We start from the raw sequence: 23883 nt of genomic DNA on the forward strand, positions 1-23883 counted from the left end.
CCAACTGAGCTATTCCCGCAAATCTGTACTGCTTTTGTTGCTGTCGTAACGTGTAATTCTCTGTCGTTACGGGAGGCGCATTATACGAGAAATCCTTTTAGCTGCAACCCCCCTTAAAGTGATTTTTTCGAAATTCAGTTCAAGTGCTTATTTAATCGGCAAGCTGAACAATTTAACGACAAAAACCCGGCCACGCAAGGTGCCGGATCTCAAAATCACAGCTTAATAAAGTTTTCGCGGTAGTACGCGAGTTCCGCCACGGACTCGCGGATATCGTCCATCGCCTGGTGCGTACCCTGTTTTTTAAAGCCGTCCAGAATTTCAGGTTTCCAGCGCCGCGCCAGCTCTTTCAGGGTGCTCACGTCCAGATAGCGGTAATGGAAGTAAGACTCCAGCTCCGGCATGTACTTGAAGAGGAAACGGCGATCCTGACCGATGCTGTTCCCGCAGATCGGCGATTTACCCGCTGGTACCCACTGCTTCAGAAATTCGAGCGTCGCCAGTTCCGCCTCGCGATCGCCCAGCGTGCTCGCCTTCACGCGCTCGACAAGACCGCTGCCGGTGTGGGTACGCACGTTCCACTCATCCATCAGCGCAAGCTGGTCGTCGGACTGATGCACCGCAATCGTTGGCCCTTCGGCAAGGATATTCAGGTTGGCATCGGTCACCAGAGTTGCAATCTCAATAATGCGATCGCGCTCGGGATCCAGCCCGGTCATTTCGAGATCGATCCAAATCAGGTTGTTTTCATCCGCGCTCATGTTATTTTCCACCCTTCTCGCATAACCGGCAGTAGCAGGTTAACTAGTATTAATTAGAGTGTATCATAGAGGTTTTGCCCCTTACGGGCGACCAGGAGCCAGTGCGATTGAGTAAAAATAAACTCTCCAAAGGGCAGCAGCGCCGCGTGAATGCCAATCATCAGCGCCGTCTTAAAACCACTTCGGAGAAGGTCGATTACGACGACAACCTGTTTGGCGAACCAACGGAAGGCGTAGTTATCAGCCGTTTCGGTATGCACGCCGACGTGGAATCCGCCGATGGCGAAATCCACCGCTGTAACATTCGCCGGACCATTCGTTCTCTGGTGACCGGCGACCGCGTCGTCTGGCGACCGGGTAAAGAGGCGGCAGAGGGCGTTACGGTAAAAGGTATCGTTGAAGCGGTCCATGAGCGTACGTCCGTGTTAACCCGTCCCGATTTTTACGACGGGGTGAAGCCGATTGCCGCCAACATTAACCAGATTGTCATCGTATCGGCGATTTTGCCCGAACTTTCGCTCAATATTATCGACCGATACCTTGTCGCCTGTGAAACGCTGCAGGTTGAACCGATTATCGTGCTGAACAAAATCGATCTGCTGGATGACGAAGGCATGGCTTTCGTTAATGAGCAGATGGATATCTACCGCAAGATTGGCTACCGCGTCCTGATGGTCTCCAGCTACACCAAAGACGGACTGAAACCGCTGGAAGAGGCGCTTACCGATCGCATCAGCATCTTTGCGGGTCAGTCCGGCGTGGGGAAATCGAGCCTGCTAAACAACCTTCTCGGCCTCCAGCAGGAGATTCTCACTAACGATGTGTCTGACGTCTCGGGTCTGGGCCAGCACACCACCACCGCCTCACGTCTCTATCATTTCCCTCACGGCGGCGATGTGATCGACTCACCGGGCGTGCGTGAATTCGGTTTATGGCATCTTGAGCCGGAACAAATCTTTAATGGATTTGTCGAATTCCATGATTATTTAGGCGCTTGCAAATACCGCGACTGCAAACACGATAACGATCCAGGCTGCGCTATCCGCGAAGCGGTTGAGAAAGGTGAAATCGCGGAGACCCGCTTCGAGAATTACCACCGCATTCTTGAGAGCATGGATCAGGTAAAAACGCGTAAAAACTTTTCTGATTCTGATAACTGACAACTAAGCTAAGCATCGCTAAAATCGTCCCCTTTTTTCAGGTTCCGGCGGCTTACTGCCGGATCAGGAACGACAAAACAATGGCCTGGAGGCTACCTTGTTAAACGCATTTAAACTTTCGCTTCAATACATTCTGCCAAAACTGTGGCTCACTCGCCTGGCGGGCTGGGGCGCAAGCAAACGCGCGGGCTGGCTGACCAAACTGGTCATCGACCTTTTCGTTAAGTATTACAAGGTCGACATGAAAGAAGCGCAGAAGCCGGACACCGCCAGCTACCGCACGTTCAACGAGTTTTTCGTGCGCCCGCTGCGCGACGAAGTGCGCCCGCTAAACACCGACCCTAACGTCCTGGTGATGCCAGCAGACGGCGTGATCAGCCAGTTGGGTAACATCGAAGACGACAAAATTCTGCAGGCGAAGGGCCACAACTACAGCCTGGAAGCGCTGCTGGCGGGCAATTACCTGATGGCGGACCTGTTCCGCAACGGCACCTTTGCCACCACCTATCTGTCACCGCGCGACTACCACCGCGTACACATGCCGTGTAACGGTATCCTGCGTGAGATGATCTACGTGCCGGGCGATCTGTTCTCCGTGAACCACCTGACCGCGCAAAACGTACCGAACCTGTTTGCCCGTAACGAACGCGTCATCTGCCTGTTCGATACTGAGTTCGGCCCTATGGCGCAGATTCTGGTGGGCGCGACCATTGTCGGCAGCATCGAAACCGTCTGGGCTGGCACCATTACCCCGCCGCGTGAAGGCGTGATCAAGCGCTGGACGTGGCCTGCCGGTGAAGAAGAAGGTTCTGTCGCCCTGCTGAAAGGCCAGGAGATGGGTCGCTTCAAGCTGGGCTCTACCGTCATCAACCTGTTTGCGCCGGGCAAAGTGAAGCTGGCTGAGCAGCTCGAAAGCCTGTCGGTCACCAAACTGGGTCAGCCGCTGGCGGTCTCTACCGAAACCTTCGTGACGCCGGATGCAGAACCTGCTCCGCTGCCACAAGAAGAGATCGACGCCGAGCACGACGCCAGCCCGCTGGTTGACGACAAAAAAGACGAAGGCTAACAAAAGAAGGATCGCTGACGTGCGCCCGATTATCGTTCTACTGATGGCCTGGTGCCTCAGCATGGGGGCGTACGCAGCGACAGCCCCCGACGCCAAACAGATAACCCAGGAGCTGGAGCAGGCGAAAGCGGCTAAACCCGCTCAGCCAGAGACCGTTGAGTCACTCCAGTCCGCACTGAACGCGCTTGAAGAGCGGAAAGGCTCGCTTGAGCGCGCTCAGCAGTATCAGCAGGTTATCGACAACTTCCCTAAACTCTCGCAAACGCTGCGCGCGCAACTCGCTAATCTGCGCGATGAGCCGCGCGAAGTGCCGGAAGGCATGACCACCGACGCCCTGAATCAGGAAATCCTGCAGGTCAGCAGCCAACTTCTGGAAAAGAGCCGCCTGGCTCAGCAGGAGCAGGAGCGAGCGCGTGAAATTGCCGACTCCCTCAGCCAGCTTCCGCAGCAGCAAACCGACGCCCGCCGCCAGCTTAACGACGTTGAGCGCCGCGTGGGTACGCAAAGCGGCAACACGCCGCAGGCTCAGGCGCAAAATCTAGGTCTGCAGGCGGAATCTGCCCGTCTGAAGGCCCTTGTGGATGAGCTGGAGCTGGCGCAGCTTTCCGCCAACAACCGCCAGGAGCTGGCGCGGATGCGCTCTGAACTCGCTCAGAAGCAGAGCGAGCAGCTGGATGCGTACCTTCAGGCCCTGCGTAATTTGCTTAACAGCCAGCGCCAGCGCGAAGCCGAGCGAGCGCTTGAAAGCACCGAGCTGCTGGCGGAAAACAGCGCAAATCTGCCGGAAGGTATCGTCGATCAGTTTAAGGTCAACCGTGAGCTTTCTGCCGCCCTGAATCAGCAGGCGCAGCGTATGGATCTGGTTGCCTCCCAGCAGCGTCAGGCGACGAATCAAACCCTGCAGGTGCGCCAGGCGCTCAACACCCTGCGCGAGCAGTCCCAGTGGCTCGGGTCATCAAACCTGCTGGGCGAAGCGTTACGCGCCCAGGTCGCGCGCCTGCCGGAAATGCCGAAACCGCAGCAGCTGGATACCGAGATGGCCCAGCTGCGCGTGCAGCGACTGCACTTTGAAGATCTTCTCAATAAGCAGCCGCAAATACGCCAGATCCGTCAGGCTGACGGACAACCTCTGACCAGCGAGCAAAACCGTATTCTGGAAGCCCAGCTGCGCACCCAGCGCGAACTGCTGAACTCCCTGCTGCAGGGCGGGGATACGCTGATTCTGGAACTGACTAAGCTCAAGGTCTCTAACAGCCAGCTGGAAGACGCGCTGAAAGAGGTGAACGAGGCTACGCACCGTTATCTCTTCTGGACATCCGACGTACGTCCAATGACCTTCTCGTGGCCAATTGAGATCGTTCAGGATCTGCGCCGCCTGATTTCGCTCGACACCTTTAGCCAGCTCGGACAGGCCAGCGTGATGATGCTGACCAGTAAAGAGACGATTTTCCCGCTGCTGGGCGCGTTGGTTCTGGTAGGCTTCAGCATTTATTCGCGCAGACATTTCACCCGCTTCCTGGAGCGTTCCAGCGCGCGGGTGGGGAAAGTCACTCAGGATCACTTCTGGCTGACGCTGCGCACCGTGTTCTGGTCGATTCTCGTCGCCTCTCCGCTACCGGTGCTGTGGATGACGCTTGGCTATGGCCTGCGGGAAGCCTGGCCCTATCCGCTCGCGGTCGCCATTGGCGATGGCGTCACCGCCACGGTACCGTTGCTGTGGGTGGTGATGATTTGCGCGACGTTCGCGCGGCCTAACGGCCTGTTCATCGCCCACTTTGGCTGGCCTCGTAACCGCGTGGCGCGCGCCATGCGCTATTACCTGATGAGCATCGGGTTGATTGTGCCGCTGATAATGGCGCTGATCATGTTTGATAATCTCAACGACCGGGAATTCTCAGGCTCGCTGGGCCGCCTCTGCTTTATGCTGATCTGCGGCGCGCTGGCCATCGTCACGCTCAGCCTGAAACGCGCGGGGATACCGCTCTATCTGGATAAATCCGGCAGCGGCGACAACATGTTCAACCGGCTGCTCTGGAACCTGCTGCTGAGCGCTCCTCTGATTGCGATGCTGGCAGCGGCGGTAGGTTATCTGGCAACCTCGCAGGCGCTGCTGGCGCGACTGGAAACGTCGGTGGCGATCTGGTTCCTGCTGCTGGTGGTGTATCACGTGATCCGTCGCGGGATGCTGATCCAGCGCCGCCGTCTGGCCTTTGACCGCGCCAAGCATCGCCGGGCAGAGATCCTCGCTCAGCGTGCCCGTGGCGAGGAAGAGCCAACCCATGTCAACAGCACGGAAGGCACGATGGATGCGGACGAGGTCGAACTGGATCTGGATGCCATCAGTACCCAGTCTCTGCGCCTGGTGCGCTCCCTCCTGATGCTGATTGCCCTTCTGTCGGTGATCTTCCTGTGGTCGGAAATTCACTCCGCGTTTGGCTTCCTGGAGAACATCTCTCTGTGGGACGTGACGTCCACGGTGCAGGGCGTTGAAAGCCTGGAGCCGATCACCTTAGGCGCGGTGCTGATTGCCATTCTGGTGCTGATCATCACCACCCAGCTGGTGCGTAACTTCCCGGCACTGCTGGAGCTGGCACTGCTGCAGCATCTGGATTTAACCCCCGGCACGGGATACGCCATTACGACCATTACGAAATACCTGATACTGCTGTTTGGCGGAATGGTCGGGTTCTCAATGATTGGTATTGAGTGGTCTAAACTGCAGTGGCTGGTGGCCGCGCTGACGTTTGGCCTTGGCTTTGGCATGCAGGAGATTTTCGCTAACTTTGTATCCGGCCTGATCATCCTGTTTGAAAAGCCGATTCGCATTGGCGATACGGTGACGATCCGCGATCTGACCGGGAGCGTAACGAAGATCAACACCCGCGCCACCACGATCAGCGACTGGGACCGTAAAGAGATCATCGTGCCGAACAAGGCATTTATTACCGAGCAGTTTATCAACTGGTCCCTGTCGGACTCCGTTACGCGCGTGGTGCTGACGGTACCGGCGCCGTCGGATGCCAACAGTGAAGAGGTCACGCAGATCCTCTACACCGCCGCTGAACGCTGTACGCTGGTGCTCGATAACCCTGCGCCGGAAGTATTCCTGGTTGATTTACAGCAGGGGATCCAGATTTTCGAACTGCGTATCTACGCCGCCGAAATGGGACACCGCATGCCGCTGCGCCATGAGATCCACCAGCTGATTCTGGCGGGCTTCCGCGAGCACGGTATTGATATGCCGTTCCCACCGTTCCAGATGCGTCTGGAAAGCATGGACGGACGCAAGATGGGTAAAACGCTCACGTCGGCGGCAAGATCGCGCCCGGCGGGAAGTCTGTAATCGTTCTCCCCTCCCTTTCGGGAGGGGCATTTTACCGCTACGCCACTTCCGTGACGTACGCCATTGAGCGCCGGCGGTAATTCTCATAAATCCCCATCGCCAGCAGCGAGAAGAAGACTGGCCCACCGACCATCCACAGCGCGCTGTTCCAGTCGTTCGCCTCAACCACGGGCTGAATAACGGTAAAGATGTTGGCAAACGCCACGACCAGCACCACCACCGTGGTCGCCAGCAGCGTTGCCGCGCGGGTTTTGAAGATCACAAACGGACGCTCAAGATCCCGCTTCGCCTTAAAGAACGGGAACGCCAGCGTCAGGAACAGGTACGGCAGCGTCATCGACACGTTCGCCATCAGGGTCAGTTTGTTATAGAACGCAGACGCGGTATCACCGCCAAATGACACCAGCAGAATGAACACGCACACCAGCAGACACTGCATCCACATGGCGTTGGCAGGCATGCCTGCGGTATTGAGCTGCGTCATGCGTGCCGGCCACAGCGCCTTTGGCGTACCCTGGATGATTGCTTTTAGCGGCGAGTAGATTAGCGTGAAGAACGCGCCGGTATAGGCAAGGAACATCGACAGGCCGGTAATGCGCGCAAACCAGATCCCCAGGGTGGCCGATGCTTCCGGCGTCAGGTGCATGGCGTTACCCAGCGTCATTCCCAGGCTTTTCATCAGCACGTAGGTGATGTTCCCGAGGTTAGTGGTATTGTTACTCAACACCTGCTGCCAGTTAGTGCTAACGCCCCAGAGGAAAATCGCCAGCGAATAGCCGATGGAGATGACGATGGCGGCAAAAATAATCCCTTTGGCAAAGTTTTTTTCCGGGTTCTCGGTCTTATCGACCAGCCCACCTACCGCTTCAATACCGCCGTAGGCAAAAATGGCAAATACCACGAAGGAGAGCATGGCCAGCCCGGACTGATAGCCCGGATTAGGCGATGAAACGAAGTTCACCTCCTGCGCGAAGTGTCCGCCGTTCAGGCACAGAATGGCGATACTCACCAGCAGCAGCACCAGGTTCAGGCACATCACGGAAATACCGCCAACGGCGGTGATACGGGCAATTTTGTTGATGCCTTTTGACGCCACCAGCGTCACCACCACCATCCAGCACACCGCCAGAATCCCGACCACCTGCGTGGAGCTCAGCCCGGCTAAAGACCAGACCTGCGTTTTATCCGCGCCGAAAAGAAACGTGGAGAACGGCACCCAGACTTTGGCCGCCGTGCTGACCATCCAGACGACGTAGGAGGAGAACCACATAAACGTGCCGATAAACGCGTAGCGCGGGCCGATGCTGTTGTTCATCCATGAATAGATACCGCCCTCTTCTTTCCGGTAAGCCGAGCCCATCTCCGCCATCATCAGCGCAAACGGGATAAAGAAGAACAGAGCGGAAACGATATAAAACGGCGTCGCGCTGTAGCCCATCAGATAGAAAGCCGACGGGCTGTTGGCAAAGCCAAAAACTGACGTAAAAATCATCAGGATGAGCCCGGTGAGGGTCATCTTTTTGAGTGACTGGGACATATAACCATCCGAAGAGGAATTAAACTGCGCGGATGGTAGCAGATGACCAGACTAATATTGTGGCTATACGAGGCAATTTAAGAAAAAGACCCGTGTACAGAGAAAATGGCAGTTTTTAATGTTGCGGAGAAGAAATGGAAAGGAATATTGCCACAGATACTATATGCCGGGTAAGCGACAGCGCCACCCGGCCATGCTTTAGGCGCGATCGACCGTAAAGGCAATCACATCGCCCAGCTGCTCGGCGCCCAGCGCCAGCATCACCAGACGGTCTACGCCCAGCGCCACGCCGGAGCAATCTGGCAGACCCGCCTTTAACGCTTCCAGCAGGTTGGTATCGATCGGCTGCTGCGGCAGACCGCGCGCGGCGCGTTTGCGGTTATCCTGTTCGAAACGTTGCGCCTGCTCGCGCGCGTCGGTCAGTTCGTGGAAGCCGTTCGCCAGCTCGATGCCTTTGTAGTAAACCTCAAAACGCTCTGCTACGCGGTGATCTTCGGTGCTGATCTGCGCCAGAGACGCCTGGCTTGCCGGGAAGTGATAGACAAACGTCGGGCGATCTTTGCCAATCTGCGGTTCCACGCCGAAGGTGAACAGCAGCTGCAGCAGCGTGTCGCGATCCTCTTCGGTATCCGCCACGTTGCTCAGATCCAGTTTTGCCGCCACTTCACGCAGCTGGGCTTTGTCCGCCGACAGCGGATCGATTTCCAGATGGCGCTGGAAGGCCTGTTGATAGGAGAGCGTTTCGGCTTCTGAGCAGTCCAGTACCTGCTGCAGCAAATCGTCCACCTCATTCATCAGGCGGTACATATCATAGTGCGGGCGGTACCACTCCAGCATGGTGAATTCCGGGTTGTGGTGACGCCCCATCTCTTCATTACGGAAGCTGCGGCACAGCTGATACACCGGACCACACCCCGCCGCCAGCAGGCGCTTCATGTGATATTCCGGGCTGGTCATCAGATACAGATTCATGCCCTGGGAGTGGCCTGGGCCAACAAAACGGGTTTCAAACGGGACCAGATGAATATCCGTTACCGTTGCCTGACTCATGCACGGGGTTTCCACCTCCAGGACGCCGCGGTCGGCAAAGAAACGGCGGATCTCCGTCATAATTGCGGCGCGTTTTAACAGATTTGGGATGGATGCGCTCGGCTGCCAGGTGGCCGTTTCGCTCATGAGTTTTTCTCCGATTTCAGACAAGGGCACGAAGTCTACTCGTTAGCAGTGGCAGAGACAAATTTTGCGCAGTAAAAACGCGTATTTCATTTATGTGGATTATTCTGTGATGCATTTCATCAATCACGATGATAAATCACCGCACAGAACAGCAAAAAAATCGAACACGTCAAATTTCCCTCACATCTACGCGGTTATACTGTTATACCCATAAAGGAGCAGTGGAATCGCTTCCGCAATCGCCCGTTCGGGCAGGTGAACTTCCTTTAGTGCATCGCATTGCGGGAAAACAAAAATCTGGAGGAATGTCGTGCAAACTTTTCAAGCCGATCTTGCCGTAATAGGCGCTGGCGGGGCTGGATTACGCGCTGCAATTGCTGCGGCACAAGCCAACCCGAACGCTAAAATCGCATTGATTTCAAAAGTCTATCCGATGCGCAGCCACACGGTGGCAGCAGAAGGAGGATCCGCCGCCGTCGCGCAGGATCATGACAGCTTCGAATACCATTTCCACGACACGGTTGCAGGGGGCGACTGGCTTTGCGAACAGGATGTCGTTGATTATTTCGTTCACCATTGCCCAATGGAGATGACCCAGCTCGAGCAGTGGGGATGTCCGTGGAGCCGCCGCCCGGACGGCAGCGTTAACGTCCGCCGCTTCGGTGGCATGAAGATCGAACGCACCTGGTTCGCCGCCGATAAGACCGGCTTCCACATGCTGCACACCCTCTTCCAGACCTCCCTTCAGTTCCCACAAATTCAGCGCTTCGATGAACATTTTGTCCTCGACATTCTGGTCGACGACGGTCATGCACGTGGCCTGGTGGCGATGAATATGATGGAAGGCACGCTCGTCCAGATCCGCGCCAATGCGGTGGTGATGGCAACGGGCGGTGCGGGACGCGTCTATCGCTACAACACCAACGGCGGCATCGTCACCGGCGACGGGATGGGCATGGCGCTGAGCCACGGCGTGCCGCTGCGCGATATGGAGTTTGTGCAGTATCACCCAACCGGCCTGCCGGGCTCCGGCATTTTGATGACGGAAGGCTGCCGCGGTGAAGGCGGTATTCTGGTCAACAAAAACGGCTACCGTTATCTGCAGGATTACGGCATGGGCCCGGAAACCCCGCTCGGCGAGCCGAAGAACAAATACATGGAGCTCGGCCCGCGCGACAAAGTTTCTCAGGCCTTCTGGCACGAGTGGCGCAAGGGCAACACCATCTCAACGCCGCGCGGCGACGTGGTCTATCTCGACCTGCGTCACCTGGGCGAGAAGAAACTGCTGGAGCGTCTGCCGTTTATCTGCGAACTGGCAAAAGCCTACGTGGGCGTCGACCCGGTGAAAGAGCCGATACCGGTACGCCCAACCGCGCACTACACCATGGGCGGGATTGAAACCGACCAGCAGTGTGAAACCCGCATTAAAGGGCTGTTCGCCGTGGGCGAGTGTTCCTCCGTCGGCCTGCACGGCGCCAACCGTCTGGGCTCTAACTCGCTGGCAGAACTGGTCGTCTTTGGCCGCATGGCGGGCGAGCGCGCCATGGAGCGTGCGGCGACCGCAGGCGAAGCAAACGGTGCGGCGCTGGATGCGCAGGTCACTGACGTTGAAAAACGCCTGAAGGATCTGGTGAACCAGGAAGGCAACGAGAACTGGTCGAAGATCCGCGACGAGATGGGCCTGTCGATGGAAGAAGGCTGCGGTATCTACCGTACGCCGGAATTGATGCAGAAAACCGTCGACAAGCTGGCGGAGCTTCAGGAGCGCTTCAAGCGCGTGCGCATCACCGATACCTCCAGCGTCTTCAACACCGACCTGCTCTATACCATCGAGCTTGGCCACGGCCTGAACGTCGCGGAATGTATGGCGCACTCTGCGCTGGCGCGTAAAGAGTCTCGCGGCGCCCACCAGCGTCTGGACGAAGGCTGCACCGAACGTGACGACGTCAATTTCCTGAAACACACTCTCGCCTGGCGCGATGCGGATGGCACCACGCGTCTGGACTACAGCGACGTGAAAATCACCACGCTGCCACCAGCGAAACGCGTGTATGGCGCAGAAGCAGAAGCCGCCGAGAAGAAGGAGAAGGCGAATGGCTGAGATGCAAAAATTGAAAGTTGAAGTGGTGCGCTACAACCCGGAAGTGGATACCGCCCCCCACAGCGCTTTCTACGAAGTGCCTTATGACGCGCAAACCTCCCTCCTGGATGCGCTCGGCTATATCAAAGACAACCTGGCGCCGGACCTGAGCTACCGCTGGTCCTGCCGCATGGCGATCTGCGGCTCCTGCGGCATGATGGTCAACAAGGTACCGAAGCTGGCGTGTAAAACCTTCCTGCGTGATTACACCAGGGGCATTAAGGTTGAAGCGCTGGGCAACTTCCCGATTGAGCGCGATCTGGTGGTCGATATGACCCACTTTATCGAAAGCCTGGAAGCGATTAAGCCGTACATCATCGGCAACCCGCGCACGCCGGACCAGGGTCCGAACACCCAGACGCCGGCGCAGATGGCGAAATACCATCAGTTCTCCGGCTGCATCAACTGCGGCCTGTGCTACGCCGCCTGTCCTCAGTTTGGCCTGAACCCGGAGTTCATCGGCCCGGCCGCCATTACCCTGGCGCACCGCTATAACGAAGACAGCCGCGACCACGGCAAAAAAGAACGTATGGCGCAGCTAAACGGCCAGAACGGCGTCTGGACCTGTACGTTTGTGGGCTACTGCTCCGAAGTCTGTCCGAAGCACGTCGACCCGGCCGCCGCAATTCAGCAGGGTAAAGTGGAAAGCTCGAAAGACTTTCTTATCGCTACCCTGAAACCACGCTAAGGAGTGCATGATGACGACTAAACGCAAAGCCTACGTGCGGCCTGTGCCGTCCACCTGGTGGAAAAACCTGCCGTTTTATCGCTTCTATATGCTGCGTGAAGGCACGGCGGTACCGGCGGTCTGGTTCAGCCTTGAGTTAATGTATGGCGTTTTTGCCCTTAAACACGGGCCGGAAACCTGGGCGAACTTTGTCGGTTTCCTGCAAAACCCAATCATCGTGGTTCTGAACCTGATCGCGCTCGCGGCGGCGCTACTTCATACCAAAACCTGGTTTGAACTGGCGCCAAAAGCGGCAAACATCATCATTAAAGACGAAAAAATGGGGCCGGAGCCAGTCATTAAAGGGCTATGGGCAGTGACGATCCTGGTCACTGTTGTCATTCTGTTTGTCGCACTGTTCTGGTAAGGAGACTACTGTGATCAATCCAAATCCAAAACGTTCAGACGAGCCGGTCTTCTGGGGCCTGTTTGGCGCAGGCGGCATGTGGAGTGCCATCATCGCCCCGGTAATCATCCTGCTGGTCGGCATTATGCTGCCGCTGGGGCTGTTCCCGGGCGATGCGCTGAGCTACGAGCGCGTGCTGGCGTTTGCGAGCAGCTTTATTGGCCGCGTGTTCATCTTCCTGATGATCGTCCTGCCGCTGTGGTGCGGCCTGCACCGCATTCACCATGCGATGCATGACCTAAAAATCCATGTGCCGAGCGGTAAATGGGTGTTCTACGGGCTGGCAACCATCCTGACCGTGGTGACGCTGATTGCCGTGGTCACTATCTGACGCTTCTGGCCCGCCATCCGGCGGGCCTTTTATTTCTGCATCTTTCCTATCAGCCATTGGGCAAATTCACGCATACCGGACGTTTCAGCCCGCGACTGCAGTCTCGTTAACCAGTAACTGCCCAGATCAATTTGCGTTGTAAACGGCTGCACGATGCGCTCGCTGTTCAGCAAATGGGTAAACATATCGACAGGCGCAATGGCAATGCCCATACCTGCCTGTGCGGCTTCCAGCATGGTGACAGACGAATCAAACACCATCACCCGGTGCGTTGGCGACGGAGGATGCTCGCCTGCCGCCTGCATCCACGCCGACCATTCGTCGCGTCGGTAAGAGCGCAGCAGGGTAAACTTCAGGATGTCGGCCGGAGACTGGAGCACGCCGGCGATTTCGGGCGAGCAAAGTGGCGCCAGCGGCGCAGGGCATAGGAATTGCGCCTCGGTGCCGTGCCACGCCCCACCGCCGTAGCGGATCGTATAATCAAGCCCTTCAGCAGCCGGATCGACGCGGTTGTTATGGGTGGAAAGGTGAAGATCGATATGCGGATAACAGCGGCGAAAGTCCGCGAGATGAGAGAACAGGATACCCGTGGCGAAAGTCCCTACTACGCCAATTTTTAGCTTCTCCTGAGCGCGCTGGCTGGCAAAGCGATCCAGCATTCCGGCGATACGATCGAATGAATCATTCAGCACCGGCAGCAGATTTTCACCCTCCGTGGTCAGCATCAGGCCGCGCGAGACGCGGACAAACAACTGGCAATTCAGATGCTGCTCCAGCGCCTTAACGTGCTGGCTGATGGCGGAATGGGTAACGTTCAGCTCTATCGCTGCATGCGTAAAACTGAGGTGCCGGGCGGCCGCTTCGAAGGCGCGAAGCGAATTAAGTGGAAGATAGCTGCGGGTCATTGTTCCATCCGTTAGAAAAATTAACAGCTCATGCTAAATTTAACCGTTTGTCAGCCATAGTCAAATCCAACAGACTACAGCGGTCTGCCGGGCCCGGACACTCCCTTGACCTGCTATTATGGAAGATAATTGATGATGAAAAAATTCCTTTGCTGCGCCCTGCTGCTCAGCACATCCTGCTCTGTACTCGCCGCGCCGATGTCGGAAAAACAGCTGGCTGACGTGGTAGAACGTAACGTTACGCCCCTGATGAAAGCGCAGGGTATTCCAGGCATGGCGGTGGCCGTGATTTATCAGGGCCAGCCACACTACTTTACCTTTGGAAAGGCCGATATCGCGGCGAACAAACCCGTCACCCCGCAAACCCTGTTCGAGCTGGGCTCTATAAGTAAAACCTTCACCGGCGTGCTGGGGGGCGATGCTATTGCCCGCGGCGAAATTTCGCTGGGCGATCCGGTAACCAAATATTGGCCTGATCTGACCGGCAAGCAGTGGCAAGGGATTCGCATGCTGGATCTGGCAACCTACACCGCCGGTGGCCTGCCTTTACAGGTGCCCGATGAGGTCACAGATAACGCATCCCTGCTGCGCTTCTATCAAAACTGGCAGCCTCAGTGGAAGCCGGGCACAACGCGTCTTTACGCCAACTCCAGCATCGGTCTTTTTGGCGCGCTGGCGGTCAAACCTTCCGGCATGAACTATGAGCAGGCCATGACGACGCGGGTCTTTAAGCCGCTCAAGCTGGATCATACCTGGATTAACGTTCCGAAAGCGGAGGAGACGCATTACGCCTGGGGATATCGTGACGGTAAAGCGGTCCACGTTTCACCGGGCATGCTGGACGCAGAGGCATATGGCGTGAAAACCAACGTGCAGGATATGGCGAGCTGGGTGATGGCCAACATGGCCCCTGACGCGCTGCAGGATACGTCCCTGAAGCAAGGCATTACGCTGGCGCAGTCTCGCTACTGGCGCGTGGGTGCCATGTATCAGGGGTTAGGTTGGGAGATGCTTAACTGGCCGGTCGATGCCAAAACCGTCGTCGGAGGCAGTGATAACAAGGTGGCGCTGGCACCGTTGCCTGCGAGAGAAGTGAATCCACCCGTTGCCCCGGTTAAGGCCTCATGGGTGCACAAAACGGGCTCCACCGGCGGGTTTGGCAGCTATGTGGCCTTTATTCCTGAAAAGCAGCTCGGCATTGTGATGCTGGCGAATAAAAGCTATCCGAACCCGGCGCGAGTTGAGGCGGCATACCGTATCCTCGACGCGCTGCAGTAAAACATTGCCGGGTAGCGCTGCGCTTACCCGGCGAAACACACCGCACAAAAACTACATTTTCCTTGCCGTCATCTACACTTAACAAAAAACAGTAAGGAAACTCCTATGCGCATTTTGCCTGTTATCGCCGCGGTGACAGCCGCGTTTTTAGTGGTTGCCTGCAGTTCCCCTACCCCACCTCCTGGCGTTACCGTCGTCACGCCTTTTGATGCACAACGCTTCCTCGGAACATGGTATGAAATCGCGCGCCTCGACCATCGGTTTGAGCAGGGCTTAGAGAAGGTTACTGCAAATTACAGCCCAATGGATGATGGCGGTATTCAGGTGATCAACCGGGGCTATAATCCCGATCGGGAGATGTGGCAGCAGTCGGTCGGGAAAGCCTACTTCACTGGCGACCCGCGACGGGCCGCGCTCAAAGTCTCTTTCTTCGGCCCGTTTTATGGCGGCTATAACGTGATAGCGCTCGACAGAGAGTACCGTCACGCGCTGGTCTGCGGGCCGGATCGCGACTATCTGTGGATACTTTCCCGCACGCCAACTATTTCGTCAGAAATGAAACAGCAGATGCTGGACGTCGCGACCCGACAGGGGTTTGATGTGTCGAAACTCATCTGGGTAAAACAGCCCCGTTAATGGGTACTGAGCTTCAGCCCAATGATACCGGCAACAATCAGAGCGAGGCTGGCAATGCGCGCCAGGCTCGCTGACTCACCCAGCAGCAGAATGCCGGTAATCGCCGCGCCTACGGCACCGATCCCCGTCCAGACGGCATAGGCCGTTCCCACGGGCAGAGAACGCATTGCCCACGATAGCAGAACAATGCTCACGATCATCGCCGTAACGGTAATAACGCTGGGCGTCAGGCGGGTAAATCCGTGGGTGTACTTGAGACCAATCGCCCATACCACTTCGAGCAGACCAGCAATAAAGAGAATAATCCAGGACATCTCGGGCTCCTTAACTTAAAAACAGTTGGGGCCGTCCCCGATGAAGGAAGCGCTTACGGGTCGTCCCGCAAGGCAGATAACACCCTATATTTTGGTTAGCGTGCGATTTTTTTTCAATCATTTTCTGATGAACGCGTTAAGCCCAGAAATAGCCGCAGTATGGCGCGGAGTTCAGGCATTTATAGCTCATCGGACTTCTCTATGATGATGTGCTTTCTGATGGCAGGAAGCCAAACCACTAGCCGACTGCGAATAAAATATGTTCAAGATTCTTTTGATTGACCGTTGTCACTTCACCCGCACCGGGTTTGAAGCATGGCTCAATCATTCCGGTTTATTCCCGGGGCACTACGTTGTGACCGGGCTGAACAATCTATTCCTCGCCAGGGAGCACATTCTGCAATGGAAACCTGAGCTGGTCATCGCTGACCTGCATGGTTTCAGGCAGGATATTCACCATTTCCAGCAACTCTCTTCTTTGCTGAACGCCAGCGAAAAATTACCTTTTATTATGCTGCAATCGGGAGAGGACAAGGACCTGGCGACCTGGCTCGGGAACTTCCCGGTCTGGTCTTCGCTAATGAAAAATGCCCCGCTTGAGGAAATCGCGACGGTTATCAATGACGCGTTAATTTCGCGCGCAAGCACGTACCGCCCGACGGTGGCCGCCCCCTTGCTGACACGACAGGAGGAGAAAGTGTTGACGTTATGGATGGACGGCGCGAGCAACCAAAAGATAGCCGCTCACCTGAGCATTAACGGAAAAACGGTTTATACCTATAAACGCAATATCCGCATGAAGCTGCATATGGATACACGCTTTTCACCGTTTTTATCCCTGCAGGAAGCAGAGAATTGACGGTACGGTGAAACTCACGAGCCGTACCGTCCATGCTTCATTAGTTCTGAGCTTTAGTTGCTGCACCAGAAATCGCGTTACCACCGTCGGAGATATCTTCCCCTACGCCGCGGGTGGTATTACATGCAGTCAACACGGAGGAAAGCACGAGGACAGAAAAGATCGCTGCAATTGTTTTCTTAACCATAATATCTTCCTTTTATAGCCAAAGTTGTTTTGTGTATAGCAACTTAAGAATAGACAAGATCCCGCCGATTGACGGAAAAGGAAGCAATTTTAGGAAAATTAGACGGACTTAGCTGGCTGCGTGAGAAATGATATGACCGAGGTCCTGGATATCTTCCCCCATGCCACGGGCGGTGTTACAGCCGGAAAGCAGTACGCTGGAGAGCGCTAACAGAAGCAGAATTTTAACGGTACGTTTCATCATCCCTGCCTGCAAAAATCAGGCGCAGCGGGCGCTGCGCCTCGAATCATGACGTAAATTACTTCACGCGAGATACGTATTCGCCGGAGCGAGTATCCACTTTGATCACTTCACCGATCTGTACGAACAGCGGTACTTTCACCACAGCGCCGGTGGAGAGCGTTGCTGGCTTGCCGCCAGTACCCGCGGTGTCACCTTTCAGACCTGGATCGGTTTCAACGATTTCCAGCTCAACAAAGTTTGGTGGGGTAACGGCGATAGGCTGGCCGTTCCACAGGGTCACGATGCACTCAGCCTGATCCAGCAGCCACTTCGCGTTATCGCCAATCGCTTTCGCGTCAGCAGACAGCTGCTCGAAGGTTTCGTTGTTCATGAAGTGCCAGAACTCACCGTCGTTGTACAGGTAAGTCAGGTTCATATCGACAACATCAGCGCCTTCAGCGGAGTCAGTAGATTTGAAGGTTTTCTCAACACGGGTGCCGGTCAGCAGGCGGCGCAGCTTAACGCGTGCGAATGCCTGGCCTTTACCTGGTTTAACGAATTCGCTGGCTTCAACCGCGTACGGTTCGCCGTCCATCATGATTTTAAGACCAGCACGAAAATCGTTGCTATAGTACGTTGCCATAAGGCCCTCTAAATTTGTTAACTGGTAGCTAAGCCACAAAATGGCGCATATTGTAACCCTAAACACCCCATCCAGAGAAGATTGGTTATCGCAACTTGCCGATGTAATCACCAGTCCTGATGAATTGCTGCGTCTTTTAGACCTCGATCAGCATCCGGAGTTGCTTGCTGGCCGTGAGGCGAAGCGACTTTTCGCCCTGCGTGTTCCCCGCGCGTTTGTTGCGCGCATGGAAAAAGGCAACCCTGACGATCCTTTATTAAAACAAACCCTTACGTCGCAGGATGAGTTTATTACAGCACCGGGCTACAGCACCGATCCGCTGGAAGAGCAAAACAGCGTGGTGCCGGGTTTACTGCACAAATATCTCAATCGCGCCCTGCTGCTGGTAAAAGGCGGCTGTGCGGTAAATTGTCGTTACTGCTTCCGTCGGCACTTCCCGTATGCCGAAAACCAGGGAAATAAGCGCAACTGGCAGGTTGCGCTGGACTATATCGCCGCCCATCCAGAGCTGGATGAGATTATTTTTTCCGGCGGTGACCCGCTGATGGCAAAAGATCATGAACTGGACTGGCTTTTGACGCAGCTTGAAGCCATCCCGCACATCAAACGTCTGCGCATTCACAGCCGTTTACCGATCGTCATCCCGGCGCGTATTACCGACGCCCTGGTCACGCGCCTGGAGCAGTCACGTCTACAGGTGCTGCTGGTAAACCATATCAACCACGCGAACGAGATCGACGATGAATTTCGCGCGGCGATGGCGTGTCTGCGTAAGGCGGGCGTGACGCTGCTCAACCAGAGCGTATTGTTGCGCGGCGTGAACGACAGTGCCCGGGTGCTGGCCGATCTCAGCAATGCCTTGTTTGACGCAGGCGTGATGCCCTATTACCTGCATGTGCTGGATCGCGTGCAGGGCGCGGCGCATTTCATGGTGACGGATGAGGAAGCCCGACAAATTATGCGCGAGCTGTTAACGCTGGTTTCAGGTTATATGGTGCCGAAGCTGGCACGCGAGATTGGCGGAGAGCCGAGTAAGACGCCGCTGGATTTGCAACTGCGGCAGCGCTAAAAGGCAGGTGGCGCTACGCTTACCTGCCCTACGAGGTGGGCGCAGCGCCATCAGCAAGTAAACTCAGTTCGGGCACTTATAGACCTGGCCGCTCATCTGGCTGGCCGTTGGCACGAAGCTGGAGAGCATTCCTTGCGTCGGGCTGCTCACGCCGTAAATCACGTTCCCCCCCATTGCAGCAGCCTGGTTACGCAAGGCATTCGCCGCACCGCGCATAGAGCCGCCTTCTTCACCGTGCTGACCCGACATCCAGTTACTTTGTTCACCGGTGGCCGTGCCTAACAGCTGGCATTCGCTGCCTGGCTTATCTTCCACAAAGCGAACGCCCTGGCCCGCTGCCGACAGTTCATTGCTGGAGCTACAACCCGCCAGCAGCAACGCTGCTCCTACGATCCCTGCACAGACTTTTACGCGCATGTTATTCCTCGTTTTCAATAAGCTGGACAGTAATTGTCCGTGTGTAAATCTTATACCTAAAAGATGACTAAAAGAAAAATCCCCGCGCATTTCTGCGAGCCGGATTCCGTACATCACTCCTCCGACATCTTAAATGAATTCTGATAATGCCCTTTGGGATATCGTGTTTTAGCCCTCGATCGTTTTTAGTGTTGCGACGTACAACTTTTGTACGCGATTAAAACAGGGGGTTTCATGAGTGCATCATCCTCAGGAGAGGAAAAGGTAACATGGGTGGGCTATCTGGCGTTTGTGCTCACCATCGTATTTTTCTCAGGCTTTTTCGCCAAAAGTACCGAATGGTGGCGCGTGCTGGATTTTACCGTCCTAAACGGCAGCTTCGGTCCGGTGAACGGCGCGCTCACGTTTCGCGGTGAGGGCGGCACGGGGGCGAAAGACGGTTTCTTGTTTGCCCTTGAACTGGCGCCTTCGGTCATTTTATCGCTCGGGATCATTGCCGTCACCGAGGGGCTGGGCGGGCTGCGTGCCGCGCAACAGCTGATGACGCCCATTTTGCGCCCGCTGCTTGGCGTACCGGGCGTCTGCTCTCTGGCCCTCATCGCCAACCTGCAAAATACCGATGCCGCAGCAGGGATGACCAAAGAGTTGACCGACGAAGGGGCTATTACCGATCGCGAGCGCGCCATTTTCGCCACCTTCCAGACCAGCGGTAGCGCCATCATTACCAACTATTTTTCTTCCGGCGCCGCACTCTTCACGTTTATTACCGTCCCGGTAATCACGCCGCTGGCCGTCATACTGATGTTTAAATTTGTTGGCGCGAACCTCCTGCGTCTGTGGATCGCTCACATGGAAGATCGTCGTATTCAGGAGGAAAAAAATGATCGCCCAGCCGCGTAAAAATATCATGGACATGTTTATCGATGGCGCCCGCCGAGGCTTTACCATCGCCACTACCAGCCTGCTGCCGAACGTGGTTATGGCGTTTGTCATCATTCAGGCGCTCAAGGTGACCGGCCTGCTGGATATTGTTGGCAATATTTGCGAGCCAATTATGGCCCTGTGGGGGCTTCCGGGCGCGGCGGCAACGGTCCTGCTGGCCTCGGTGATGAGTATGGGCGGCGGCGTGGGGGTTTGCGCCAGCCTGGTGGCTGCCGGCACGCTCAACGGCCACGATGCCACCGTTCTGCTGCCCGCCATCTATCTGATGGGCAATCCGGTGCAAAACACCGGCCGCTGCCTGGGCACCGCAGGCGTTAACCCGAAGTATTATCCACACATCATTACCGTCTGCGTCATTAACGCCCTGCTCTCAATGTGGGTAATGCAGCTACTCTTCTGAGGAGATAAAAATGGATTTTTCAGTGCTGGAACCCCATCTTTTCCGCAATGTGCACCTTTACGCGCCGGAGGATCGGGGACGTTGCGATCTGCTAATCGCCGGGGGAAAAATCGTCGCTATTGAAAAAACGGATCGCGCAGCAATGCGGCTTAACTGTCCTGAAACCGATCTCGCCGGGGCGGTGGTTTGTCCAGGCTTTATCGATCAGCACGTACACCTGATCGGCGGCGGCGGTGAAGCCGGTCCGCACACCCGGACGCCGGAGGTACGGTTGTCCGCGCTGGTGGCGGCGGGCATCACCTCCGTTGTTGGCCTGCTGGGTACCGACGGCGTGACCCGCCATCCCGAATCGCTGCTGGCAAAAACGCGGGCGCTTGAGCATGAAGGGATCAGCGCGTGGATGCTGACAGGCGCATACGGGCTGCCTTCTCCGACGATTACCGGCAGCATCGAAAAGGATGTGGCGCTGATTGATAAAATCATCGGCGTGAAATGCGCGATTTCCGACCATCGCTCTTCCGCACCAGCGGATGACCAGCTCGCGAATATGGCCGCCCAGTCGCGCGTCGGCGGGCTGCTGGGCGCCAAAGCGGGCATATCCGTGTTTCACCTCGGCAACAGCCCGAAGCTGCTTGAGCCCCTGCTTAACATCCTGAAAAATGCCGACGTGCCCCGCACGAAGCTGCTGCCAACCCACGTTAACCGCGACCAGGCGCTGTTCCTCGCCGCGCTGGATTATGCCCGCGACGGGGGCTATATCGACATCACCACCAGCATCAGTGAGCCCATTGATGCTGCCACCGCCATCGCGACGGCCCGTGAAGCGCAGGTGCCGTTTAACCGGCTTACGCTCAGCTCGGATGGTAACGGCAGCCAACCGAATTTTGACGCGAACGGTAATCTGGTGGGCATTGGCGTAGCCGGGTTCGAATCTCTGCCTCAGACGCTGCAGCAACTGGTCAGCCGGTATCACCTGCCGCTGGAGGAGGCGCTTCTGCCGTTTACGCGTAACGTAGCGGAGTTTCTCGGGCTGGAGCATAAGGGGCGGCTCGCGCCCGGATGCGATGCCGATTTCCTGGTGCTGACGGATGACCTGAAGATCCGCGAGGTCTGGGCGAAAGGCCGCCAGATGGTGCGCGAAGGCGCAGCATGCGTGAAGGGAACATTTGAGTAGCGGCAATAAAAAACCCCGGACATTTCTGCCCGGGGTTCGTTCTGAGAGGTTCAGAACAACATGATTACATCATGCCGCCCATTCCACCCATGCCGCCCATACCAGCAGCACCTAAGTCAGGCGCGTCGCCTTTTGGCAGGTCGGTTACCATGCACTCGGTCGTGATCATCAGGCCAGCTACAGATGCCGCGTACTGCAGAGCAGAACGGGTCACTTTAGTTGGATCCAGGATACCGAAGTCGATCATGTTGCCGTATTCTTCAGTTGCCGCGTTGTAACCGTAGTTACCTTCACCCGCTTTCACGTTGTTCGCAACCACAGACGGCTCTTCACCGGCGTTGGAAACGATCTGACGCAGAGGAGCTTCCATTGCGCGCAGCGCAACTTTGATACCCACGTTCTGGTCTTCGTTCTGAGCGGTCAGGCCAGCCAGCTTAGCGGCTACACGTACCAGCGCGACACCACCACCAGCCACTACGCCTTCTTCTACCGCAGCACGGGTCGCGTGCAGGGCATCGTCAACGCGTGCTTTCTTCTCTTTCATTTCAACTTCGGTCGCCGCACCAACTTTGATTACCGCAACGCCGCCAGCCAGTTTCGCTACGCGCTCCTGCAGTTTTTCACGGTCGTAATCGGAAGTGGCTTCTTCGATCTGCTTACGGATCTGACCAACACGGCCCTGAATAGCGGCTTCTTCACCCACACCGTCGATGATGGTGGTGGTGTCTTTGTTGATCACAACGCGTTTCGCCTGGCCCAGGTCTTCCAGGGTCGCTTTTTCCAGCTCCATACCGATCTCTTCGGAGATCACGGTACCACCGGTCAGGGTAGCGATATCCTGCAGCATTGCTTTACGGCGATCGCCGAAGCCAGGTGCTTTAACCGCAGCCACTTTCACGATGCCGCGCATGGTGTTAACCACCAGGGTCGCCAGCGCTTCGCCTTCAACATCTTCAGCGATGATAACCAGCGGCTTGCCTGCTTTCGCAACGGCTTCCAGCACTGGCAGCATTTCGCGGATGTTGGAGATTTTCTTGTCAGCCAGCAGGATGAACGGGCTTTCCAGCTCAACAGCGCCAGTTTCTGGCTTGTTGATGAAGTATGGGGACAGGTAACCGCGGTCGAACTGCATACCTTCAACCACGTCCAGTTCGTCTTCCAGACCGGTACCGTCTTCAACGGTGATCACGCCTTCTTTACCGACTTTATCCATCGCTTCAGCGATCAGTTTACCTACGGTTTCGTCGGAGTTAGCGGAGATAGTACCAACCTGAGCAATGGCTTTAGAGTCAGAGCACGGTACGGACAGCGCTTTCAGTTCTTCAACAGCGGATGCGACAGCTTTGTCGATACCACGTTTCAGATCCATTGGGTTCATGCCCGCAGCAACGGCTTTCAGGCCTTCAGTGATGATAGCCTGCGCCAGTACGGTCGCGGTGGTGGTACCGTCGCCTGCAGCGTCGTTCGCTTTAGAGGCAACTTCTTTCACCATCTGCGCGCCCATGTTTTCGAACTTGTCTTCCAGTTCGATTTCACGTGCAACGGAAACACCATCTTTGGTGATGGTTGGCGCGCCGAAGGATTTATCCAGCACTACGTTACGGCCTTTCGGGCCCAGGGTCACTTTAACTGCATCTGCCAGTACGTTTACGCCGCGGAGCATTTTTACACGAGCGTCGTTACCGAATTTTACGTCTTTAGCTGCCATGTTCTTATTTCCTCAAATTCTCGTGCGTAAATTACGCTTCAACAATTGCCAGAATGTCGCTCTCGGACATGATCAACACTTCTTCATTGTCGATCTTCTCGGATTTCACGCCGTAGCCATCGTTGAAAATTACGATGTCACCAACTTTAACGTCCAGCGGCTGCACAGTTCCGTTTTCCAGGATGCGGCCCTTACCGACAGCGATGATTTCGCCACGCGTTGATTTGGCTGCTGCAGAACCGGTCAGAACGATGCCGCCAGCAGACTTGGTTTCAACTTCTTTACGTTTGACGATCACACGATCATGTAACGGACGAATACTCATTGATAGCTCTCCTTTGAGAAAGTCATTATCAGTTATGGATGACGCCGGCCCGCATGCGGTTTTCCGACTAGTGCCCTGAGAGATGGGGATAGCTTTTTACCCCTTCAAGGGGGAATCGAAAAAAAATTTGCGAAAGTGTTACCATCCACTCTCTTTT

25 protein-coding genes are annotated in these 23883 nt (G+C 56.1%); 14 read left to right on the forward strand and 11 right to left on the reverse strand.

Annotated elements, in window-relative coordinates; all coding sequences use genetic code 11:
* Window positions 1–215 precede the first annotated feature (215 nt).
* On the reverse strand, window positions 216–761 hold the full coding sequence (gene orn, locus IM273_RS09940) for an oligoribonuclease (RefSeq protein WP_028015247.1): 546 nt from the start codon (window positions 759–761) through the stop codon (window positions 216–218).
* Window positions 762–868: 107 nt separating this feature from the next.
* On the opposite strand from orn, the gene rsgA reads away from it, so the two are divergent.
* The 3 genes from rsgA to mscM all read left to right on the forward strand — a co-directional run bounded on the left by rsgA (window position 869) and on the right by mscM (window position 6330).
* The gene (rsgA, locus tag IM273_RS09945) at window positions 869–1921 is read left to right on the forward strand and encodes a small ribosomal subunit biogenesis GTPase RsgA (RefSeq protein WP_032644955.1); all 1053 of its coding nucleotides are present in this window, start codon (window positions 869–871) and stop codon (window positions 1919–1921) included.
* Between the two features lie 97 nt (window positions 1922–2018).
* The gene (gene asd / locus IM273_RS09950) at window positions 2019–2987 is read left to right on the forward strand and encodes an archaetidylserine decarboxylase (RefSeq protein WP_028015245.1); all 969 of its coding nucleotides are present in this window, start codon (window positions 2019–2021) and stop codon (window positions 2985–2987) included.
* Window positions 2988–3006: 19 nt separating this feature from the next.
* Window positions 3007–6330: a miniconductance mechanosensitive channel MscM gene (gene mscM, locus IM273_RS09955; RefSeq protein WP_048999792.1), complete on the forward strand. Its 3324-nt coding sequence runs from the start codon at window positions 3007–3009 to the stop codon at window positions 6328–6330.
* A gap of 37 nt (window positions 6331–6367) precedes the next feature.
* On the opposite strand, the gene yjeM is transcribed toward mscM, so the two are convergent.
* Complete coding sequence (yjeM, locus tag IM273_RS09960; protein WP_045261278.1) at window positions 6368–7867, reverse strand: glutamate/gamma-aminobutyrate family transporter YjeM; 1500 nt, start codon at window positions 7865–7867, stop codon at window positions 6368–6370.
* A 198-nt stretch (window positions 7868–8065) separates the two neighbouring features.
* On the reverse strand, window positions 8066–9043 hold the full coding sequence (epmA, locus tag IM273_RS09965) for an elongation factor P--(R)-beta-lysine ligase (RefSeq protein WP_045261279.1): 978 nt from the start codon (window positions 9041–9043) through the stop codon (window positions 8066–8068).
* Between the two features lie 310 nt (window positions 9044–9353).
* On the opposite strand from epmA, the gene frdA reads away from it, so the two are divergent.
* The 4 genes from frdA to frdD are packed head-to-tail and all read left to right on the forward strand — an operon-like array spanning window position 9354 to window position 12647.
* Window positions 9354–11144, forward strand: a complete 1791-nt coding sequence (frdA, locus tag IM273_RS09970) for a fumarate reductase (quinol) flavoprotein subunit (RefSeq protein ID WP_193051772.1) — start codon at window positions 9354–9356, stop codon at window positions 11142–11144.
* Window positions 11137–11871 (forward strand): fumarate reductase iron-sulfur protein, encoded by a 735-nt coding sequence (gene frdB, locus IM273_RS09975; RefSeq protein ID WP_193051773.1) that lies wholly within the window; start codon window positions 11137–11139, stop codon window positions 11869–11871. The genes frdA and frdB overlap by 8 nt, the downstream gene beginning before the upstream one ends.
* Window positions 11872–11881: 10 nt before the next feature.
* On the forward strand, window positions 11882–12277 hold the full coding sequence (frdC, locus tag IM273_RS09980) for a fumarate reductase subunit FrdC (protein ID WP_028015239.1): 396 nt from the start codon (window positions 11882–11884) through the stop codon (window positions 12275–12277).
* Window positions 12278–12287: 10 nt separating this feature from the next.
* Complete coding sequence (gene frdD / locus IM273_RS09985; RefSeq protein ID WP_000609653.1) at window positions 12288–12647, forward strand: fumarate reductase subunit FrdD; 360 nt, start codon at window positions 12288–12290, stop codon at window positions 12645–12647.
* A gap of 29 nt (window positions 12648–12676) precedes the next feature.
* On the opposite strand, the gene ampR is transcribed toward frdD, so the two are convergent.
* Window positions 12677–13552 carry a LysR family transcriptional regulator AmpR gene (ampR, locus tag IM273_RS09990; RefSeq protein ID WP_193051774.1) on the reverse strand — a complete coding sequence of 292 codons (876 nt, stop codon included), beginning with the start codon at window positions 13550–13552 and terminating at the stop codon, window positions 12677–12679.
* Window positions 13553–13684: 132 nt separating this feature from the next.
* On the opposite strand from ampR, the gene blaACT reads away from it, so the two are divergent.
* Both blaACT and IM273_RS10000 read left to right on the forward strand, forming a co-directional pair.
* On the forward strand, window positions 13685–14830 hold the full coding sequence (gene blaACT, locus IM273_RS09995; protein ID WP_193051775.1) for an ACT family cephalosporin-hydrolyzing class C beta-lactamase: 1146 nt from the start codon (window positions 13685–13687) through the stop codon (window positions 14828–14830).
* Window positions 14831–14935: 105 nt separating this feature from the next.
* Complete coding sequence (locus IM273_RS10000; RefSeq protein ID WP_028015236.1) at window positions 14936–15466, forward strand: lipocalin family protein; 531 nt, start codon at window positions 14936–14938, stop codon at window positions 15464–15466.
* Here the strand turns inward: IM273_RS10000 and sugE are convergent.
* Window positions 15463–15780 carry a quaternary ammonium compound efflux SMR transporter SugE gene (sugE, locus tag IM273_RS10005; RefSeq protein WP_006178944.1) on the reverse strand — a complete coding sequence of 106 codons (318 nt, stop codon included), beginning with the start codon at window positions 15778–15780 and terminating at the stop codon, window positions 15463–15465. The genes IM273_RS10000 and sugE overlap by 4 nt on opposite strands.
* Before the next feature lie 259 nt (window positions 15781–16039).
* Between sugE and IM273_RS10010 the strand changes: the two genes are divergently transcribed.
* On the forward strand, window positions 16040–16639 hold the full coding sequence (locus tag IM273_RS10010) for a LuxR C-terminal-related transcriptional regulator (protein ID WP_041911497.1): 600 nt from the start codon (window positions 16040–16042) through the stop codon (window positions 16637–16639).
* Window positions 16640–16679: 40 nt separating this feature from the next.
* Here IM273_RS10010 and ecnB read toward each other — a convergent pair whose 3' ends face one another.
* The 3 genes from ecnB to efp all read right to left on the reverse strand — a co-directional run bounded on the left by ecnB (window position 16680) and on the right by efp (window position 17691).
* Window positions 16680–16826: a lipoprotein toxin entericidin B gene (gene ecnB / locus IM273_RS10015; RefSeq protein WP_003855942.1), complete on the reverse strand. Its 147-nt coding sequence runs from the start codon at window positions 16824–16826 to the stop codon at window positions 16680–16682.
* Between the two features lie 108 nt (window positions 16827–16934).
* Complete coding sequence (locus tag IM273_RS10020) at window positions 16935–17066, reverse strand: entericidin A/B family lipoprotein (RefSeq protein WP_028015234.1); 132 nt, start codon at window positions 17064–17066, stop codon at window positions 16935–16937.
* Between the two features lie 58 nt (window positions 17067–17124).
* A complete protein-coding gene (gene efp, locus IM273_RS10025) occupies window positions 17125–17691 on the reverse strand; it encodes an elongation factor P (RefSeq protein WP_003855940.1) in 567 nt (188 codons plus the stop codon).
* Window positions 17692–17731: 40 nt separating this feature from the next.
* On the opposite strand from efp, the gene epmB reads away from it, so the two are divergent.
* Window positions 17732–18760, forward strand: a complete 1029-nt coding sequence (epmB, locus tag IM273_RS10030; protein WP_193051776.1) for an EF-P beta-lysylation protein EpmB — start codon at window positions 17732–17734, stop codon at window positions 18758–18760.
* A gap of 63 nt (window positions 18761–18823) precedes the next feature.
* On the opposite strand, the gene IM273_RS10035 is transcribed toward epmB, so the two are convergent.
* Window positions 18824–19177, reverse strand: coding sequence for a DUF4156 domain-containing protein (locus IM273_RS10035; protein ID WP_014882205.1), 354 nt, complete (start codon window positions 19175–19177; stop codon window positions 18824–18826).
* Between the two features lie 234 nt (window positions 19178–19411).
* On the opposite strand from IM273_RS10035, the gene IM273_RS10040 reads away from it, so the two are divergent.
* The 3 genes from IM273_RS10040 to iadA are packed head-to-tail and all read left to right on the forward strand — an operon-like array spanning window position 19412 to window position 21693.
* Window positions 19412–20077 (forward strand): nucleoside recognition domain-containing protein, encoded by a 666-nt coding sequence (locus IM273_RS10040; protein ID WP_045261285.1) that lies wholly within the window; start codon window positions 19412–19414, stop codon window positions 20075–20077.
* The gene (locus IM273_RS10045; protein WP_028015231.1) at window positions 20058–20519 is read left to right on the forward strand and encodes a YjiG family protein; all 462 of its coding nucleotides are present in this window, start codon (window positions 20058–20060) and stop codon (window positions 20517–20519) included. Before IM273_RS10040 ends, IM273_RS10045 begins: the two co-directional genes overlap by 20 nt.
* A gap of 10 nt (window positions 20520–20529) precedes the next feature.
* Window positions 20530–21693, forward strand: coding sequence for a beta-aspartyl-peptidase (gene iadA, locus IM273_RS10050; protein ID WP_045261286.1), 1164 nt, complete (start codon window positions 20530–20532; stop codon window positions 21691–21693).
* A gap of 64 nt (window positions 21694–21757) precedes the next feature.
* On the opposite strand, the gene groL is transcribed toward iadA, so the two are convergent.
* Both groL and IM273_RS10060 read right to left on the reverse strand, forming a co-directional pair.
* Window positions 21758–23401: a chaperonin GroEL gene (gene groL / locus IM273_RS10055; protein ID WP_023310114.1), complete on the reverse strand. Its 1644-nt coding sequence runs from the start codon at window positions 23399–23401 to the stop codon at window positions 21758–21760.
* A 31-nt stretch (window positions 23402–23432) separates the two neighbouring features.
* Window positions 23433–23726, reverse strand: a complete 294-nt coding sequence (locus tag IM273_RS10060; RefSeq protein WP_003855929.1) for a co-chaperone GroES — start codon at window positions 23724–23726, stop codon at window positions 23433–23435.
* Window positions 23727–23883 lie beyond the last annotated feature (157 nt).

The sequence above is a fragment of the Enterobacter cloacae complex sp. P13B genome (assembly GCF_014895915.1).
In the GTDB taxonomy this organism is placed as follows: domain Bacteria; phylum Pseudomonadota; class Gammaproteobacteria; order Enterobacterales; family Enterobacteriaceae; genus Enterobacter; species Enterobacter bugandensis.